This is a genomic window from Ruegeria sp. THAF57 (genome assembly GCF_903914075.1).
Classification (GTDB): Bacteria; Pseudomonadota; Alphaproteobacteria; order Rhodobacterales; family Rhodobacteraceae; genus Ruegeria.
On the sequence record NZ_CAIWNQ010000002.1, the window covers coordinates 535,949 to 552,719 of the forward strand.

Consider the following 16,771-nt stretch of genomic DNA (forward strand, 5'->3'; position numbering starts at 1 on the left):
CGCTCTAACGCCGCTGACCAACCTGTCGACAGATCAGGATGACCGGTAACAGCCCCACTGCCAGGATGACCAGAGAGGGGACCGCAGCCCCCTCGAGCCGTTCATCCGAGGCCAGCCGATAGGCCTGTACCGCCAGCGTATCAAAGTTGAATGGACGCATGATCAGGGTCGCGGGCAATTCTTTCATCACGTCCACAAACACAATCAGCAAAGCCGTCAGCAAGGACGGTGTCAGCATAGGTAGATGAACCCGGCGCAATGTTCCCAGCGGGGTTTCCCCCAAAGACCGCGAGGCCGCGTCCATGTTGGCGTGAACTGTGCTTTGCCCACCTTCATAGGCGCCAAGCGCAGCCGCCAGAAACCGCACCATATAAGCGGCGACCAGCAGCCAGATTGAGCCCGTCACCAGCAATCCCGTCGAAACATCAAAGGTCGCCCGCATCCACGCATCCAGTGCATTGTCGAAACTGGCAAACGGCACCATCAGGCCCACCGCAATGACACCTCCGGGCACCGCATAGCCCAACCGTGCCATGTACCCCGCGCCAGCCGACAACCGCCCAGGGCGCAACCGCTGAAAGAACCCGACGCTGATCGCGGCGCAAACCGTAATCACGGCAGCAGTACCCGCCAAAGCCAGCGAGTTCTGAATGAAGCCGATATAGCGGCGCGACAGCAGGTTCTGCTCTGACTCCAGCCCCATCTGAATCAAGATGATCACCGGCAGCAGGAAGCCCAGAAGAACCGGAATGGCGCACAGCGTAAAGCCCGCGACAGCCTGCCAGCCCTTTAACTGCGCCGAGGGCAATGAGGCATGACTTTTCCCTGCCTGATAGTATTTCGCCTTACCGCGCTGCATCCGTTCGGCCACGGCCATGACCAGCGCAAAACCCAGCAGGCACAGGGCCAACTGCGCGGCGGCAGCGCGGTCTCCAATGGAAAACCAGCTTGTGTAGATACCGGTGGCGAATGTTTGCACGCCAAAATAGGCGACAGTGCCGAAATCGGCGATGGTTTCCATGATCGCCAGCAGCACACCCCCCGCAATTGCCGGGCGCGCCATGGGTAAAGATACGTGCCAGAATGCCAGCCAAGGGCTTTTGCCTAACGCCCGCGCCGCAAGAAAAGCCGTGGCGCTTTGCTGAAGAAACGCGGCGCGCGCCAGCAGGTAAACATAAGGATAAAGCACGAGGATCAGCATCACCGCCGCACCCTCGGTCGAGCGTATCTCAGGGAACCAATAATCGCGCGGCCCCCAGCCGGTCACATCGCGCAGGGTGCTTTGGACAATGCCGGGGTGATCCAGAATGAACGTATAGGCATAGGCCAGCACATAAGCCGGAAAAGCCAGCGGCAAGACCAAAGCAATCTCAAGGAACCGAACGCCGGGAAAGCGTGTCATGGTCACAAGCCACGCAGCACCGACACCGATGGCAAACGTACCAAACGCCACCAGAACAACCAAAATCACCGTCGTAAGCGCATAGCCCGGCAAAACGGTTTGCAACAGGTGCGAGATCGTATCCGTTCCGCCCGTCACAGCCGCCAGAACAACGGCGAGCATCGGCAACAGGCATGCGGCCGCAACAAGACAGGCGACCGTGCCAACCAGCCGGGTGCCAAACGCGCCGTGGTTGCGCGTGCCATGCTCTGAAACTTCTATGTCGGCCATGATCCCGGCTTGTAACTGGCGAATGCGCAGAGTTGGCCATTAATCGACCAAAACGCTAAGAAACACCAGTCTACAGGGGAACAAATCTGCGGCACAAACTGCCGCAGACTTTATTCATAGACCCGCTGATCCTCGATCACCAAACCATCCTTGGGCAGTGAACCGGGTTCAACAACCTCGATCGCGCCTTTTAGCTTCAGCACTTCGATCACGGACTTGGCATAGGTCATGTCATCTCCGCTGGGGCTTTCAATCTGAACGGTCATTGTATCCATCTCGCCCTGACGGGCTGCGATGACACGAGCCTTTACGATCTCGGCGTGTTTGTCGACCAGCGCGGCCACCTGTTCAGGACGCACGAACATGCCCTTGATCTTGGTCGTCTGGTCGGCACGACCCATCCAGCCCTTGATCCGCGCATTTGTACGACCGCAGGGCGACTGGCCGGGCAGGATCGCCGACAGATCACCGGTCGCGAACCGGATCAACGGATAATCAGGGTTGAGAGAGGTTACGATCACCTCACCCACTTCACCCTCGGCCACAGGGGTGCCGGTGCCGGGGGTCACGATCTCGACGATGATGTGTTCGTCCAGAATCATCCCCTCCATCGCAGGGCTTTCGTAAGCGATATTGCCCAGATCGGCTGTGGCATAGCATTGCAGGCACGAAATCCCGCGATCCGCATATTCCTGACGCAAGGATGGGAACAGCGCGCCGCCGCCCACAGCAGCCGTAGCGAATTGCAGGTCCACACCCATCTCATCCGCTTTATCCAGTATGATCTTCAGATAGTCGGGCGTTCCGGCATAAGCGGTGCAACCCACATCACGCGCGGCGGTCACTTGCAGTTCGGTCTGGCCGGTGCCCGCGGGCAACACGGCGGCGCCCACGGCCCGCGCGCCGCTTTCAAATATCATGCCGGCAGGCGTCAGGTGATAGCCGAAACAGTTCTGCACGATATCGCCCGGCCCCACTCCTGCCGCGTGCAGGAATCGGCCCATGCGCCACCAATCGGTATCGGTGCTGCCCGGTTCGTAGATCGGACCCGGAGACTGAAACACATGATGGAAATGTCGCGCCGGAGTGACCGTGAACCCGCCGAACGGAGGGCGCTGAGCCTGTGCCTGCGCCAGTTCAGATTTGCGCAGAACCGGCAGTTTGACCAGATCTTCGATGGTTTTCACCGCATCGGTATCCACCCCGGCCAGATGAGCCTGAAACCCCGGCGCGGATTGGGCGCGTTCCAGCTGAACTCGCAACCCTTGCGCATGATCAGCTGCGCGCTGATCGGCTGATCGGGTCTCGAGTGCGTCGTAGTAAGTCATCGCCAGATCCTCCACCCGCTCACAACCACCTCTTGCGGCGGCGGTATGAGCGTACATCTCGGAAACTTTTTCGGCCGTCATCGGACATGCCCAGGTAGAACTCTTTCACGTCCGGGTTTTCACGCAGCTCATCAGCAGGACCGTCCATAACGACACGGCCCGATTCCAGAATGTACCCGTAATGTGCAAACCGCAGAGCGACGTTTGTATTCTGTTCGGCCAGCAGGAAGGACACGCCCTCTTTTTCGTTGAGATCCTTCACGATGCCGAAAATCTCTTCGACCAATTGCGGGGCCAGCCCCATCGAAGGCTCGTCCAGCAGGATCGTTTCCGGCCGCGACATCAACGCCCGGCCCATGGCAACCATCTGCTGCTCACCGCCCGAGGTATAGCCCGCTTGCGACCGGCGCCGTTCAGCCAGACGTGGGAAATAGGTGTAGACCAGATCAAGGTCTTTCTGGACCGCGGCTTTGCCGTCCTTGCGGGTATAAGCTCCGGTCAGAAGATTTTCCTCGACCGTGAGGTGTTCGAAACAGTGACGGCCCTCCATCACCTGAATCACGCCTTTTTCAACCAGATCCGCAGGGTCGCTTTCATGCACGCTTGCGCCGCGATACTTGATCGACCCTTTGGTGACTTCGCCCCGTTCCGAATGCAGCAAGTTCGACACCGCCTTGAGCGTCGTCGTCTTGCCCGCGCCATTACCACCGAGCAGAGCAGTAATACCGCCTTTGGGAACGGTCAGGCTGACACCCTTAAGTACGAGGATCACATGGTTGTAAATCACCTCGATATTGTTGACTTCAAGCAGGGTTTCCGCCTGCACGTCAGTGGTTTGAGCCGCATCCAGCATCAGCGCGTGTCCTCGTGCGAGTGTTGGGATCGGGACGGCAGTCTGCCGCCGCCCCGGATTTCAGTACGTCGGATCAGCAGCGCGATCCGATGTTGTTTTCCGACGCATAGGCGCTCGAGTCTTCGTCGATCAGCGGACCGATCACGTCGCCATCGGTTGCCTTGAACTCGGAAATCAGGCTCCAGGTTTTGTTGGCCGCATCCCACTGGGTCACACCAACCAGAGCGTCCCCGCCGTGGTTCTCACACGAAACCGAGAATGCCGGACCAAAACCAGGCAGACCCAGTTCGGTCATCTTGGCTTCGTTGATTTCCAGCGCCTCCATACCGTCGCGCATCATCGCAGGGGTGATGTCGGCAGTACCGTGGATTTCCTGCGCTTTCTTGGCTGCTTCAGCCGCCAGCATCGCGGCATAAAGACCACGGTTGTACAGAACCGTACCAACCTGATCACCCGCACCTGCAGCTTTACCCGTATCGACGACATGTGTCTTCAGATCGTCAAAGACCGGGAAATCCGTGCCCACGTTGTGGAAGGTCAGCGCCTTATAGCCGTTCGCAGCCTCGCCCGCTGGCAGCACGTCGTTTTCAGAACCGGACCACCAGATACCGATGAAGTTTTCCATCGGGTAACGGATGTTGGCAGCTTCCTGAACGGCAACCTGGTTCATAACACCCCAGCCCCACATCAGGACATAATCGGGGCGATCACGGCGGATTTGCAGCCACTGCGATTTCTGTTCCTGACCCGGATGGTCAACCGGCAGGGCGACAAGCTCAAAGCCATGCTTGGCCGAAAGTTCTTCCAACGTGCGGATCGGTTCCTTGCCATAGGCCGAGTTGTGGTAGACCAGTGCAATTTTCTTGCCGCTCAGGTCCCCGCCATTCTCTTCCAGCAGGTAGTTCACCGCACCCGAGGCACCATCCCAATAGTTTGCAGGATAGTTGAACGTGTGGCTGAACACATCGCCGTTCTTGGCGGACGTACGTCCATAGCCCATCGTGTGCATCGGAATGCCATCTGCCGTGGTCTTGGGGATCAGCTGATACGTGATACCGGTCGACAGCGGCTGATAGACAAGCGCACCTTCGCCCTTGGTCGATTCATAGCATTCCACACCTTTTTCGGTGTTATACCCTGTCTCGCATTCGATCACCTTCGCCGGAACGCCGCCGATCCCGCCGTCACGTTCGTTCAGCAGGGTAAAGTAATCCGCATACCCATCCGCAAACGGAATACCACCCGCCGCGTAAGGTCCGGTACGGTAGCTGAGTGACGGGAATACGAGATCGGCCATAACCGGTCCTGCCGCCATTACGGCGCCCAGCGCCACGGTTGCCAAATTCAATTTCATCGGGTTTCTCCTCCCTTGGTTGGTCCGATGTTGGGTTCGGGCTTTGCACCCGTTATCTGATTGGGCCTGCCCCTAGTGCGGGAACGGCCAGAGTCTGAGTTTCTCTTTGGCGACGCGCCACAACTGCGCTAGCCCATGTGGTTCTAGGATCAGGAACATGATGATCAGCCCACCGACGATCACCAGCTGCAAATGCGCCACGATATCCGTGGGCCAACCCAGCATATCCGCGCCAACCACTTTCAGGACCACCGGCAACAGCACAAGGAACGCCGCCCCCGCAAAGGACCCGAAGATAGAGCCCAATCCCCCGATAATGATCATGAACAGAACCAGGAATGACTTGGTAATGCCGAACACCTCGCCGACCTCAACCGCGCCGAGATAGACTGCAAAGAACAACGCGCCCGAGATGCCCACAAAGAATGAGCTGACGGCAAAGGCGGTCAGTTTCGCCTTGAGAGGGTTCACCCCGATGATCTCGGCCGCGATATCCATATCGCGGATCGCCATCCACGTACGCCCGGTAGTGCCGCGTGTCAGGTTGCGTGCGATCACGGCGCAGACGGTCAGAAAGATCAGGCAGAACAGATACGTGGCCCATGCCGGAGCATTCGGTCCAGTGATGATGATCCCGAACACATCGCGTTCCGGTGCGTTGATCTGACCCGAAGCCGAGTAGTTGTAGAACCACGGCACCCGGTTGAACAGCCACACAAGAAAGAACTGCGCGGCCAGTGTCGCCACGGCCAGATAGAACCCCTTGATCCGCAACGATGGAAGACCGAACAAAACGCCGACAATGGCCGTGATACCGCCTGCCAGTATGACATGGATAAACATGCTGACATCTGGAAAGGCCGTCATCAGCTTGTAGCAGGCATAAGCACCCACCGCCATGAAGCCGCCCGTACCAAGGCTGACCTGCCCGCAATACCCAACCAGAATGTTCAAGCCGATTGCCGCGATCGCGTAGATCAGGAACGGCAGCAAAAGCGCGTTTGCCCAGTAATCGTTGATGATGAACGGAATGATCCCGAACGCGACCGCCAGAACCACATAGTACCGATACCGGTCGAATTTGATCGGGAAAGTCTGGCTGTCATCCACATAGGAAACTTTGAAGTCTCCGGCTTCACGATAGAACATGTGTCACTTTCCCCATTGTTCCTGCGCCCGGTTCCGGGCTGCGGCGTCCAGTTGATTGGACCCTTTTGCGTATCCGCTCGCCTCTGACGCGCGCACCAGTTTCATGTAGGCCATGATGCCCGTGACCAGCCCGGCAAAGGCAAGGATCGCAGCGACAACCAGTTGGGTTGCGGTCAGATCGTCCGAGGTGACGGCGATATAGCCAAAAGCCCAGAACCCCGACCACGCGATCACATTGATGATGGCAATCATTTTCTGCATCGCTACACCCTCTCGATGATCTTCTCACCGAACAGCCCCTGCGGTCGGAATACGAGGAAGATCAGCGCCAGAACATAGGCGAACCAGTTCTCGGTCGCGCCACCGACCATCGGGCCGATGGCGAATTCAAACAGCTTTTCACCCACTCCGATGATCAGCCCGCCCACAATCGCTCCGGGGATCGAGGTAAAGCCGCCCAACATCAGCACCGGCAACGCCTTGAGCGCGATCAGCGACAGCGAGAACTGAACGCCCGACTTGGTGCCCCACATGATCCCGGCGACCAGCGCGACAAACCCCGCAACCGACCAGACCATGATCCAGATGAAGTTCAGCGAGATACCCACCGACAGTGCGGCCTGATGGTCATCCGCCACCGCTCGCATCGCCCGGCCCTGCTTGGTGTATTGGCTGAACACCACCAGCGCGGCCACCAGCAGCGCCGCAATCAAGGTTGCCACGATGTCGAGGTTGTCGATGAAGAAGCCATAGCCAAAGATATTAAACGTGGTCTCGTCGATCCACAGGTTGATGCCTTGTGGCAGGCCCACGTCCAGGGTCTTGATCTCGGACCCCCACATCAGGTCGGCCACGCCTTCAAGCAAATAGGCCAGACCGATGGTCGCCATGAACAGAATGATCGGTTCCTGACCAACCAGATGGCGCATGACGAACCGTTGCACCGCCCAGGCAAGAAACACCATCACCGCCATTGTCAAAAGGATCGCCAGCAATGCCGGGACATTCCACCCGAAATAGTGGATATGCGTCCCGAAGATCGCGTTGATCAGATGCGCGAACGGCACTTGCCCGTTCATGATCCCCACAAGGGTCATGGCCGCAAACAGGGCCATAACACCCTGAGCATAGTTGAAAATCCCCGAAGCCTTGTAGATCAGCACAAAGCCCAGTGCGACCAGCGCATACAGAACCCCGGCCATCAGGCCATTCAGGATGACCTCCATCGCGAAAATCAGCTGATCAGGCATGTGCGCCCCCTCTCATGTCTGTCAGTTGGTCAGTCATGGCTCACCCCCAGATAGGCGTCGATGACTTCCTGGTTGTTGCGCACCTCGTCCGGTGTGCCGTCCCCGATCTTCTTCCCGTAATCCATCACGACAACCCGGTCGCTCAGATCCATCACCACGCCCATGTCGTGTTCGATCAGGGCGATGGTGGTGCCGAACTCGTCATTCACATCCAGGATAAAGCGGCTCATGTCCTCTTTCTCCTCGACGTTCATACCCGCCATCGGTTCGTCCAACAGCAACAGCTTGGGTTCGGCCGCCAACGCACGGGCCAGCTCTACGCGCTTTTTCAACCCGTAAGGCAGGCGCGACACCGGAGTTTTCCGGATGTGCTGAATTTCAAGAAAGTCGATAATCTTCTCGACCGCTTCGCGGTTTTCGGTTTCTTCCGCTTCAGCCTTCCCTTTCCACAGTGCCTGCTGGAAAATGTTGGTCTTCATGTAACCCAGCCGCCCGGTCATGACGTTGTCCAGCACGCTCATGCCTTCGAACAGGGCTATGTTCTGGAAGGTCCGCGCAATCCCCTGCTGTGCCACCTCAAAAGGCCGCATCGGAGGGCGTTTGGCCCCGTGGAACCAAACCTCGCCCTCTTGCGGGACATAGAACCCCGAGATCACGTTCAGCATCGAGGACTTCCCTGCGCCGTTCGGACCGATAATGGCGCGGATCTCACCTTCGCGGATGTCGAACGAGATATCCTTGATCGCGACCACACCACCGAAACGCAGGGTGATATTCTTCATCTCCATCACCACGCCGCCGATCTTGCGGCCATCCTCGGTGACATATCCTTCGAAACTATCCAGCATCAGTCACTCCCTGACTTGCGCAATAACGGGACGGAGGGCGGGGCGACGACCGCAGGTCGAGCGGCGCTCGAACGGCCCTCATTCCGCCGCCACCTTGTGCTGTGCCGCCGGTACAACCGCTGCGTCGATGATTTGCAGCGTTGCACTGATCGACCCCTTGCGCCCGTCCTCATAGGTCACTTCCGTCGTGGTCGAGACATTGGGCGAGCCATCATAGAGGGCAGCAATAATGTCGTGGAACTTCTCCTCGACGAACCTACGGCGCACCTTGCGGGTTCGGGTCATCTCACCATCATCGGCGTCAAGTTCCTTGTGCAGAACCACAAAGCGATGCACCTGACAGCCCGACAACATCTCATCGGCCGCGACCGACTTGTTCACCTCTTCCACATGGGCCTTGATAGTCTCTAACACGCGGGGATGGCTGGTCAGTTCCTGATACGACGCATAGGCAACGTTGTTGCGTTCTGCCCAGTTACCCACCGCCATCAAGTCAATATTGATGAAGGCCACGCAACGATCCTTGCCGTTTCCAAACAGCACAACCTCAAGGATGTCAGGGTAGAACTTCAGCTTGTTCTCGACATATTTAGGCGCAAACATCGATCCGTCGGCCATCTTGCCCACATCCTTGGCGCGGTCGATAATCCGCAGATGGCCGCTGCTTTCCTCGATGAACCCGGCGTCCCCGGTCGCGACCCAGCCCTCGGCATCCTTGGTGGAGGCGGTCGAATCCGGATTGTTGTAGTATTCCACGAACACACCTGGCGAACGGTAGTGAATCTCGCCACTGTCATCGACCTTCAGCTCGACCGCGGGTGAGGGCACGCCAACCGTATCGGCGCGCACTTCGCCATCGGGCTGCTGGGTGATGAACACCGTGGCCTCGGTCTGGCCATAAAGCTGTTTGAGATTGATCCCCAACGAGCGGTAAAAGTCGAAAATCTCGGGCCCGATCGCCTCACCCGCCGTATAGCCCACACGGAACCGCCCATAGCCCAGCGTATCCTTGAGCGGGCCATAAACCAGCAAATTGCCCAGCGCGTATTTCATCTTGTCGCCAAAACTGACCGGCTTACCATCCAACAGCAGGCCACCGACTTTTTTGGCGTGGGCCATGAAATTATGGAACATCTTCCGCTTCAGGCTGCCCGCGTCCTCCATGCGAATCATCACATTGGTTAGCTGGGTCTCGAAAACGCGCGGCGGGGCAAAGAAATAGGTTGGCCCGATCTCGCGCAGGTCAGTCATCATCGTATCGGCACTTTCGGGGCAGTTCACACAGAAGCCGCACCAATAGGCCTGACCGATGGAAAAGATGAAATCACCCACCCAGGCCATCGGCAGGTAGGACAGTATGTCTTCGTTACGGGTCAGGTGGTCGAACTCAGAAGAATTCTTTGCGCTTTCGATCACGTTGCGGTTCGACAGCACCACGCCCTTGGGCTTTCCGGTCGTGCCCGAGGTATAAAGCATCACGCAGGTGTCGTCATAGGTGATCGCCGCGATCCGCTTGTCCAGCTCGGTGTCGAACCGCGCGTGTCCCGCGCTGCCTTCGGCCATAATGTCGTCCAGAGCGTTCATCTGGGAATGGTCGTATTTCCGCATCCCGCGCTTGTCGGTATAAAGGATGTGTTTGACCTGATGCAGGTTTTCCTGAATCTCGATGACCTTGTCGACCTGCTCCTGATCACCGCAGACAACGTATTTCGCGCCGCAATGTTCCAGCACATAGGCCATCTCTTCAGCGACCGAGTCCTGATACAGAGGCACCGGTACAGCACCCACCATCTGCGCGGCTACCATAGACCAGTAATGCGCCGGGCGGTTTCGCCCGATCACGGCGATATGGTCACCCTTTTCCACGCCGATTTCCAGAAATCCCAGCGCCAGTTTACGGATTTCAGCGGCGGCCTCGGCCCAGGACCAGCATTGCCAGATCCCGAATTCCTTTTCCCGGTAGGCCGGGGAATCCCCGAACTGCGTCGCATTGCGATGTAGCAGCGCCGGAAGAGAGGTCATCCCTTCAGCGCCCGACTGCGTCTGAGCCAATCTCTTTCTCCTCCCTATCCAACCCCTCCCTTGGGTCGGAAATGGCGGGTCCGGTTCAGACCCGGACACCACTGCCCCTACGACGGGACACGTGGACGATCAGCGGCAAGTTTTGCCTGATGTTTTCTCAATTCTTACGAATTGTAACAGGGGGTGCGGTACAGCGCTCAGACATATCTCTACCCTTGTCGCCGCAAGGCTGAAGAATGTGTCAGGAATTTCAAGATTATGTCGAATTTCCGAGCTAATTCCCACTTAACCAACTGAATAATTTAGGTCATTGGGAAATTATCAGGACACTTTATGAAACGCATTGTTCTTTCGAGTATCCTGTTAACTGCTGCTGCGGGCTGCGCTCCTGAACCCGTTCAAATGGCTGCTCCATTTCATTACAACGGGAATTACTACATGGCCGGAGACAATGCCTGTGCAAGGGTGACACAAGTCGCTAAAGGCAGGGTCATGTGCACAAACACGGCTGGTCAAAATACCGGATACCGGGATGCGATGAGCGACCAGCAGTTACAGATGTATAGGCACAATCAATTAATGGCACAGCAGAGACGCGCTCAGGCCGCTGCGGAACAGGCCGCTCTCATGCAGCAGATGCAACACGCCTCGAATTCCATCCAGTTATCAACGCCGCAGTATACGCCAATGCCTGCTCCGGTAGTGGCGCCAATCAGCATGCCCGGTAGCAATACTATTTCTTGTATCAGTGTTTCGGACGGCTTTTACACAAACTGCCGCTACTAAAATCACGTAGTTAAGAACCCGTACCGCTGTATGCAGTTCGTCTATCCTTGCGGGCCCGCTAAATTAGTTGGCCCGTGATACTGTGTTGGGAATCTACAACCAATCCCGCAAAATCGGGATCAGCGGCACATCCGCAGCTGGCATTGGGTAATTCCGCAACTCATTCGCACGCACCCATTTCAACGCCTGCCCTTCTTTCGACTGCGGTATCCCCTCCCACTTGCGGCAGGCAAAGAGCGGCATCAGCAAATGGAAGTCGTCATAGCTGTGGCTGGCAAAAGTCAGTGGCGCAAGGCACGAGGCCCAGGTGTTGATGCCCAGTTCTTCCTCCAACTCGCGGATCAGGGCGACCTCGGGGGTTTCGCCGGGTTCGACCTTGCCGCCGGGGAACTCCCACAGACCGGCCATGGATTTACCCTCCGGACGCTGCGCCAGCAGCACCCGGCCTTCAACGTCGATCAGGGCGACGGCCGACACCAAAACGGTCTTCATGAACGATAATCCGCGTTGATTTCGATATAGCCATGGGTCAGGTCGCAGGTCCAAACGGTCGATGCGCCCTCGCCCAGCCCCAGATCGACGGCGATCACCAGATCCTGACCTTTCATGTAGGCGGCGGCGTCTTCCTCGCGGTAATCGGGGCTGACCCAACCCTTCTCGGCCACAAGGATATCACCGAAAGAGATACTCAGACGGTCGCGGTCGGCGGCGGCACCGGATTTGCCGACAGCCATGACCACGCGGCCCCAGTTCGGGTCTTCACCCGCAATCGCCGTTTTCACCAGCGGTGAGTTCGCAATCGCCAGCCCATGCACCTTGGCATCCGCGTCCGAGGCCGCACCGGTCACACGGATTTCCACGAATTTCGTGGCCCCTTCCCCATCACGCACCACCTGCTGTGCAAGGTCCAGCATCACCGCCTCAAGCGCCTGCGCAAAACCCGCGTTGCCAGTGGCATCCACGCCCGAGGCCCCGGTTGCACACAACAATAGTGTATCCGAGGTCGAGGTATCGCTGTCCACCGTGATGCAGTTGAACGTGCGATCCGTCTGCGCGCCCAGCATCGCTTGCAGCGCCGATTGCTCGACCTGCGCGTCGGTGAAGATGTAAACCAACATCGTTGCCATATCCGGCGCGATCATGCCCGACCCCTTGGCAATCCCTGAAATAGAGACTGTTTTTCCGTCAATCTCGACCTGCGCCGAGGCCCCTTTGGGGAAGGTATCGGTGGTCATGATCGCCCGCGCGGCATCCTCGATCGCGTGTCGGCTGAGGCCCGATTTCAACGTTTCAAGCTGGGCGGTGATCTTGTCATGGGGCAGCGGTTCACCGATCACGCCGGTTGACGAGGTGAATACCCGTTCCACCGCAACACCAGTGGCCTTGGACACGGCCTGCGTCAGCTCGGTCACCGATGTCTGGCCGTAATGCCCAGTAAACGCATTGGCATTGCCTGAATTCACAAGAATCGCCGCCGGGCCATCGCTGACCCTGCCGATCTTGTCCTGACAATCCAACACTGGTGCAGCGCGGGTGGCCGAACGCGTGAACACCCCCGCCACCGAGGTACCGGGATCCAGCACCGCCAGCATCACATCGGTCCGGCCCTGATAGCGCACGCCCGCCTCAACCGTGGCAAAGCGCACCCCGTCAATCGCGGGCAATTCAGGAAACGCCGCCGGAGCCAGCGGCGAAACTTTGGTGATCGTCGCCACGGTCGCTTACTCCTGGATCAACTCAATCTGGCGAACGACGTCGGGGCTTACCCCTTCCAATTCGGGCCGCTCGATCTGTGCCGCCTCGGTCAATTCTTCGATACGGGCCTGAATCGCTTCGTTTTGAACCGTCTGTGTCAGTTCATCGCGAATAGCGTCCAGTTCTGGGGCTTCGGATTTGCGTTTGTCATTCAATGTCACGACGTGCCAGCCGAACTGGGTTTGCACTGGGTCGGAAACCTGACCTTGCTCCAGCTCCAGAACGGCGGCCTCAAACTCGGGCACCATCTGGCCTTTGCCGAACCATCCCAGTGAACCGCCATTGGGTCCCGACGGGCCTGTCGATTTCTCTTTGGCCAGTTCAGCAAAATCTGCGCCGTCATCAAGCTGTGTCTTGATTTCCTTTGCCTCGTCTTCCGTCGCCACAAGAATATGGCTGGCGTTGAACTCATCCTCGCCCTCAAACTGCGCATACTGCGCGTCGTAGGCGGATTGGATGGCTTCCTCGGTAACCGCATCCTCGACCAGCGCATTCACGGTCTGAACTGCCAGCAACGACCGGGTCTCATTCGCCAGTGCAAGGGCGTTCAATTTCGTCAGCGCCTCCTGCTGCTGTCCCAGCAATTGCTGCTGGACCAGTTGCTCGATGATGAAGTCGTACAGGACGTCGTCTTCGATCTGCTGATAGTTGGGCGGCAAGGTCGCAACAGTGGCGATGACGTGGCCCAAAGTGATCTCGTCCCCGTTCACACGGGCGACGACCGTACTGGCATCAGGCTGTGTTTCGGCGGCCAGCGGCAGGGCCATCGTGGCAGTCAGGGCCAGAGATGGCAGAAAAGTGAAGCCTTTGGGCATTGAATCATCCTATTTCTTTGCCACGACGGGGCGCAGCGTTGACACTCAGGAACCTGCCGCTTACATCGCTTTGAAGCCTTGGACAGGGCCGCCTTTCACCCCCCGTATCTATGGGTTGCGCGCAAGGTGGGCAAGCCTGTCGCAACCAAGACAAGAACAGATCCGCTGGAGTGAACATGCTGGGACTCGGAACGCTCGCCAAAAAGGTGTTCGGAACACCGAACGACCGCAAGATCAAGGCGACCCGCCCGCTGATCGAACAGATCAACGCGCTGGAGCCCGAGTTCGAGAAATTGTCCGATGAGGGTCTGATCGAAAAGACTGCCGAGCTGCGTAAACGCGCGCTGGACGGCGAGAGCCTGGATGCCCTTCTACCCGAAGCCTTTGCCAATGTCCGCGAAGGGGCCAAGCGCGCCTTGGGTCTGCGCGCGTTCGACGTGCAGTTGATGGGCGGGGTCTTCCTGCATCAGGGCAACATCTCGGAAATGAAAACGGGTGAGGGCAAGACGCTGGTCGCCACCTTCCCCGCTTATCTGAACGCGCTGACCGGCAAGGGCGTTCATGTTGTAACGGTGAACGAATACCTAGCCAAGCGCGACTCGGAATGGATGGGCAAGGTGTTCGGCGCTGTCGGCATGACCACTGGTGTTATCTGGTCGGGCCAGCCCGATGCCGAGAAAAAAGCCGCCTATGCCTGTGACGTGACCTACGCCACCAACAACGAACTGGGCTTTGACTATCTGCGCGACAATATGAAGGCCGACCTGGCCGAGATTTATCAGGTCCACCACAACTTTGCGATCGTGGACGAAGTTGACTCGATCCTGATTGACGAGGCTCGGACGCCGCTGATCATCTCGGGCCCGTCGCAGGACCGGTCCGAGCTTTATACCACGATTGATGCGCTGATCCCGTCCTTGCAGGACGACCACTTCTCGTTGGACGAAAAATCCCGCAGCGTGACCTTTACGGATGAGGGCAACGAGTTCCTCGAGCAGCAACTGATCGCCGGCGGACTGATCCCCGAAGGCCATTCACTGTATGATCCCGAAAGCACCACAGTTGTTCACCATGTGAATCAGGGCCTGCGCGCGCACAAGCTGTTCACGCGCGACAAGGATTACATCGTGCGTGATGGCAACGTGGTTCTGATCGACGAATTCACCGGCCGTATGATGCCGGGCCGCCGTCTGTCAGAAGGTCTGCATCAGGCCATCGAAGCCAAGGAAGGCGTGCCTATTCAGCCGGAGAACGTGACGCTGGCCAGCGTGACCTTCCAGAACTATTTCCGTCTGTATGACAAGCTGGGCGGCATGACCGGCACCGCGCTGACAGAGGCCGAAGAATTTCAGGAAATTTACGGTCTGGGCGTGGTCGAGGTTCCGACCAACAAGCCGATCGCCCGTGCGGATGAAGACGATCAGGTTTATCGCACCGCCGGTGAAAAATACGGCGCGATGATCCAGGAAACAAAGGAAGCGCAGGAACGCGGGCAACCCGTCCTTCTGGGCACCACCTCGATCGAAAAATCCGAACTTCTGAGCCAGATGCTGACCAAAGAAGGTGTCGAGCACAACGTCCTGAACGCGCGCCAGCACGAGCAAGAGGCGCAGATCGTCGCCGATGCAGGCCGGTTCGGCGCCGTCACCATCGCCACTAACATGGCGGGCCGCGGCACCGACATCCAGCTTGGCGGCAATGTCGAGATGAAGGTCCTGCAGGCGCTTGCTGAAAATCCCGAGGCCGACCCTGCCGAGCTTCGCTCTGCCGAGGAATCCCGCCACGCAGAAGAGAAAGATAAGGTTCTGGCTGCAGGTGGTCTTTATGTCATGGCGTCCGAACGCCACGAAAGCCGCCGCATCGACAACCAGCTGCGCGGCCGTTCCGGCCGACAGGGTGATCCGGGCCGCACCGTGTTCTACCTGAGCCTTGAGGATGACCTGATGCGCATCTTCGGATCGGAACGTCTGGATAAGGTCCTGCACACACTGGGCATGAAGGAAGGCGAGGCGATCATTCACCCTTGGGTGAACAAATCGCTGGAACGCGCGCAGTCCAAGGTCGAAGGGCGCAACTTCGACATGCGCAAGAACGTCCTGAAATTCGACGACGTCATGAACGACCAGCGTAAGGTGGTCTTTAGCCAGCGGCGCGAGATTATGTCGTCGGATGACCTGTCCGAAATCGTGTCTGACATGCGGGAACAGGTGATTGACGACCTGATCGACGAATACATGCCCCCGAAATCCTACGCCGATCAGTGGGACACCGAGGGTCTTCATGAGGCGGTCAAAGACAAGCTGACCATCGACGCCCCCGTGCAGGACTGGGCAGCCGAAGAAGGCGTAGATGACGAACTGGTGCGCGAACGCCTGGTCAATGCCTCGGACGAGATGATGGCCCAAAAGGCCGCAGCCTTTGGCCCCGAGAACATGCGCAACATCGAAAAGCAGGTGTTGCTGAACACAATCGACAGCAAGTGGCGCGAGCATCTGCTGACGCTGGAGCATCTGCGCTCGGTCGTGGGATTCCGCGGTTACGCCCAGCGCGACCCGCTGAACGAATACAAGAACGAAAGCTTCCAGTTGTTCGAAGGCATGTTGGACAGTCTGCGGGAAACTGTAACTCAGCAATTGTCGCGCGTCCGACCGCTGACCGACGAAGAACAGCGCGAGATGTTGGCGCAAATGCAGGCACAGCAGGCACAGGCACAACAAGCCGTCGATCAGGCGGTGGATCAGGCCGAAGCAGAGGCCGAGGCAGAAGCCTCGGGTGATGCGCGCCCTGGCTTTGTCGAAGATGATCCAAGCACATGGGGCAACCCGTCGCGCAACGACAGATGCCCCTGCGGATCAGGGAAAAAATTCAAGCATTGCCACGGTCGCCTGACCTGACGCCGACGTAATTCAGACACAATGACTCCGTTTCACGGCCACATA

The 16,771-nt window shown here is 58.2% G+C and carries 14 protein-coding genes; 2 read left to right on the plus strand and 12 right to left on the minus strand.

What is annotated here, in order from left to right; translation table 11 throughout:
* Positions 1-4: 4 nt before the first annotated feature.
* The 9 genes from RUESEDTHA_RS06675 to RUESEDTHA_RS06715 form a co-directional block, all read right to left on the minus strand.
* Positions 5-1,672, minus strand: a complete 1,668-nt coding sequence (locus RUESEDTHA_RS06675) for an iron ABC transporter permease (protein ID WP_180885480.1) — start codon at positions 1,670-1,672, stop codon at positions 5-7.
* Between the two features lie 110 nt (positions 1,673-1,782).
* A complete protein-coding gene (locus RUESEDTHA_RS06680) occupies positions 1,783-3,000 on the minus strand; it encodes a phenylacetate--CoA ligase family protein (protein WP_180885482.1) in 1,218 nt (405 codons plus the stop codon).
* A gap of 19 nt (positions 3,001-3,019) precedes the next feature.
* Positions 3,020-3,853, minus strand: a complete 834-nt coding sequence (locus RUESEDTHA_RS06685) for an ABC transporter ATP-binding protein (RefSeq protein WP_180885484.1) — start codon at positions 3,851-3,853, stop codon at positions 3,020-3,022.
* Between the two features lie 73 nt (positions 3,854-3,926).
* The gene (locus RUESEDTHA_RS06690; RefSeq protein WP_180885486.1) at positions 3,927-5,207 is read right to left on the minus strand and encodes an ABC transporter substrate-binding protein; all 1,281 of its coding nucleotides are present in this window, start codon (positions 5,205-5,207) and stop codon (positions 3,927-3,929) included.
* A gap of 72 nt (positions 5,208-5,279) precedes the next feature.
* On the minus strand, positions 5,280-6,356 hold the full coding sequence (locus tag RUESEDTHA_RS06695; protein WP_171123898.1) for a branched-chain amino acid ABC transporter permease: 1,077 nt from the start codon (positions 6,354-6,356) through the stop codon (positions 5,280-5,282).
* A gap of 3 nt (positions 6,357-6,359) precedes the next feature.
* Positions 6,360-6,617 (minus strand): hypothetical protein, encoded by a 258-nt coding sequence (locus RUESEDTHA_RS06700; protein WP_171123896.1) that lies wholly within the window; start codon positions 6,615-6,617, stop codon positions 6,360-6,362.
* 2 nt (positions 6,618-6,619) lie between these two features.
* Positions 6,620-7,606, minus strand: a complete 987-nt coding sequence (locus RUESEDTHA_RS06705; RefSeq protein ID WP_171124173.1) for a branched-chain amino acid ABC transporter permease — start codon at positions 7,604-7,606, stop codon at positions 6,620-6,622.
* 29 nt (positions 7,607-7,635) lie between these two features.
* On the minus strand, positions 7,636-8,454 hold the full coding sequence (locus RUESEDTHA_RS06710) for an ABC transporter ATP-binding protein (RefSeq protein ID WP_180885488.1): 819 nt from the start codon (positions 8,452-8,454) through the stop codon (positions 7,636-7,638).
* A gap of 78 nt (positions 8,455-8,532) precedes the next feature.
* A complete protein-coding gene (locus RUESEDTHA_RS06715; protein ID WP_180885939.1) occupies positions 8,533-10,476 on the minus strand; it encodes an AMP-binding protein in 1,944 nt (647 codons plus the stop codon).
* A gap of 333 nt (positions 10,477-10,809) precedes the next feature.
* On the opposite strand from RUESEDTHA_RS06715, the gene RUESEDTHA_RS06720 reads away from it, so the two are divergent.
* The gene (locus RUESEDTHA_RS06720) at positions 10,810-11,262 is read left to right on the plus strand and encodes a hypothetical protein (protein WP_180885490.1); all 453 of its coding nucleotides are present in this window, start codon (positions 10,810-10,812) and stop codon (positions 11,260-11,262) included.
* Between the two features lie 93 nt (positions 11,263-11,355).
* Here RUESEDTHA_RS06720 and mutT read toward each other — a convergent pair whose 3' ends face one another.
* The 3 genes from mutT to RUESEDTHA_RS06735 are packed head-to-tail and all read right to left on the minus strand — an operon-like array spanning position 11,356 to position 13,832.
* Positions 11,356-11,754, minus strand: coding sequence for an 8-oxo-dGTP diphosphatase MutT (gene mutT / locus RUESEDTHA_RS06725; protein ID WP_171123890.1), 399 nt, complete (start codon positions 11,752-11,754; stop codon positions 11,356-11,358).
* Positions 11,751-12,977 (minus strand): bifunctional glutamate N-acetyltransferase/amino-acid acetyltransferase ArgJ, encoded by a 1,227-nt coding sequence (gene argJ / locus RUESEDTHA_RS06730; RefSeq protein WP_180885491.1) that lies wholly within the window; start codon positions 12,975-12,977, stop codon positions 11,751-11,753. The genes mutT and argJ overlap by 4 nt, the downstream gene beginning before the upstream one ends.
* Positions 12,978-12,983: 6 nt before the next feature.
* A complete protein-coding gene (locus RUESEDTHA_RS06735) occupies positions 12,984-13,832 on the minus strand; it encodes a peptidylprolyl isomerase (RefSeq protein WP_180885493.1) in 849 nt (282 codons plus the stop codon).
* Between the two features lie 176 nt (positions 13,833-14,008).
* Between RUESEDTHA_RS06735 and secA the strand changes: the two genes are divergently transcribed.
* Positions 14,009-16,726, plus strand: coding sequence for a preprotein translocase subunit SecA (secA, locus tag RUESEDTHA_RS06740; protein ID WP_180885496.1), 2,718 nt, complete (start codon positions 14,009-14,011; stop codon positions 16,724-16,726).
* Positions 16,727-16,771 lie beyond the last annotated feature (45 nt).

Bases quoted from the DNA above. Each gene is read 5' to 3' on its own strand.
- RUESEDTHA_RS06675 (WP_180885480.1), bottom strand. From the start codon at position 1,672: ATGGCCGACATAGAAGTTTCAGAGCATGGCACGCGCAACCACGGCGCG.
- RUESEDTHA_RS06680 (WP_180885482.1), bottom strand. From the start codon at position 3,000: ATGACTTACTACGACGCACTCGAGACCCGATCAGCCGATCAGCGCGCA.
- RUESEDTHA_RS06685 (WP_180885484.1), bottom strand. From the start codon at position 3,853: ATGCTGGATGCGGCTCAAACCACTGACGTGCAGGCGGAAACCCTGCTT.
- RUESEDTHA_RS06690 (WP_180885486.1), bottom strand. From the start codon at position 5,207: ATGAAATTGAATTTGGCAACCGTGGCGCTGGGCGCCGTAATGGCGGCA.
- RUESEDTHA_RS06695 (WP_171123898.1), bottom strand. From the start codon at position 6,356: ATGTTCTATCGTGAAGCCGGAGACTTCAAAGTTTCCTATGTGGATGAC.
- RUESEDTHA_RS06700 (WP_171123896.1), bottom strand. From the start codon at position 6,617: ATGCAGAAAATGATTGCCATCATCAATGTGATCGCGTGGTCGGGGTTC.
- RUESEDTHA_RS06705 (WP_171124173.1), bottom strand. From the start codon at position 7,606: ATGCCTGATCAGCTGATTTTCGCGATGGAGGTCATCCTGAATGGCCTG.
- RUESEDTHA_RS06710 (WP_180885488.1), bottom strand. From the start codon at position 8,454: ATGCTGGATAGTTTCGAAGGATATGTCACCGAGGATGGCCGCAAGATC.
- RUESEDTHA_RS06715 (WP_180885939.1), bottom strand. From the start codon at position 10,476: ATGACCTCTCTTCCGGCGCTGCTACATCGCAATGCGACGCAGTTCGGG.
- RUESEDTHA_RS06720 (WP_180885490.1), top strand. From the start codon at position 10,810: ATGAAACGCATTGTTCTTTCGAGTATCCTGTTAACTGCTGCTGCGGGC.
- mutT (WP_171123890.1), bottom strand. From the start codon at position 11,754: ATGAAGACCGTTTTGGTGTCGGCCGTCGCCCTGATCGACGTTGAAGGC.
- RUESEDTHA_RS06735 (WP_180885493.1), bottom strand. From the start codon at position 13,832: ATGCCCAAAGGCTTCACTTTTCTGCCATCTCTGGCCCTGACTGCCACG.
- secA (WP_180885496.1), top strand. From the start codon at position 14,009: ATGCTGGGACTCGGAACGCTCGCCAAAAAGGTGTTCGGAACACCGAAC.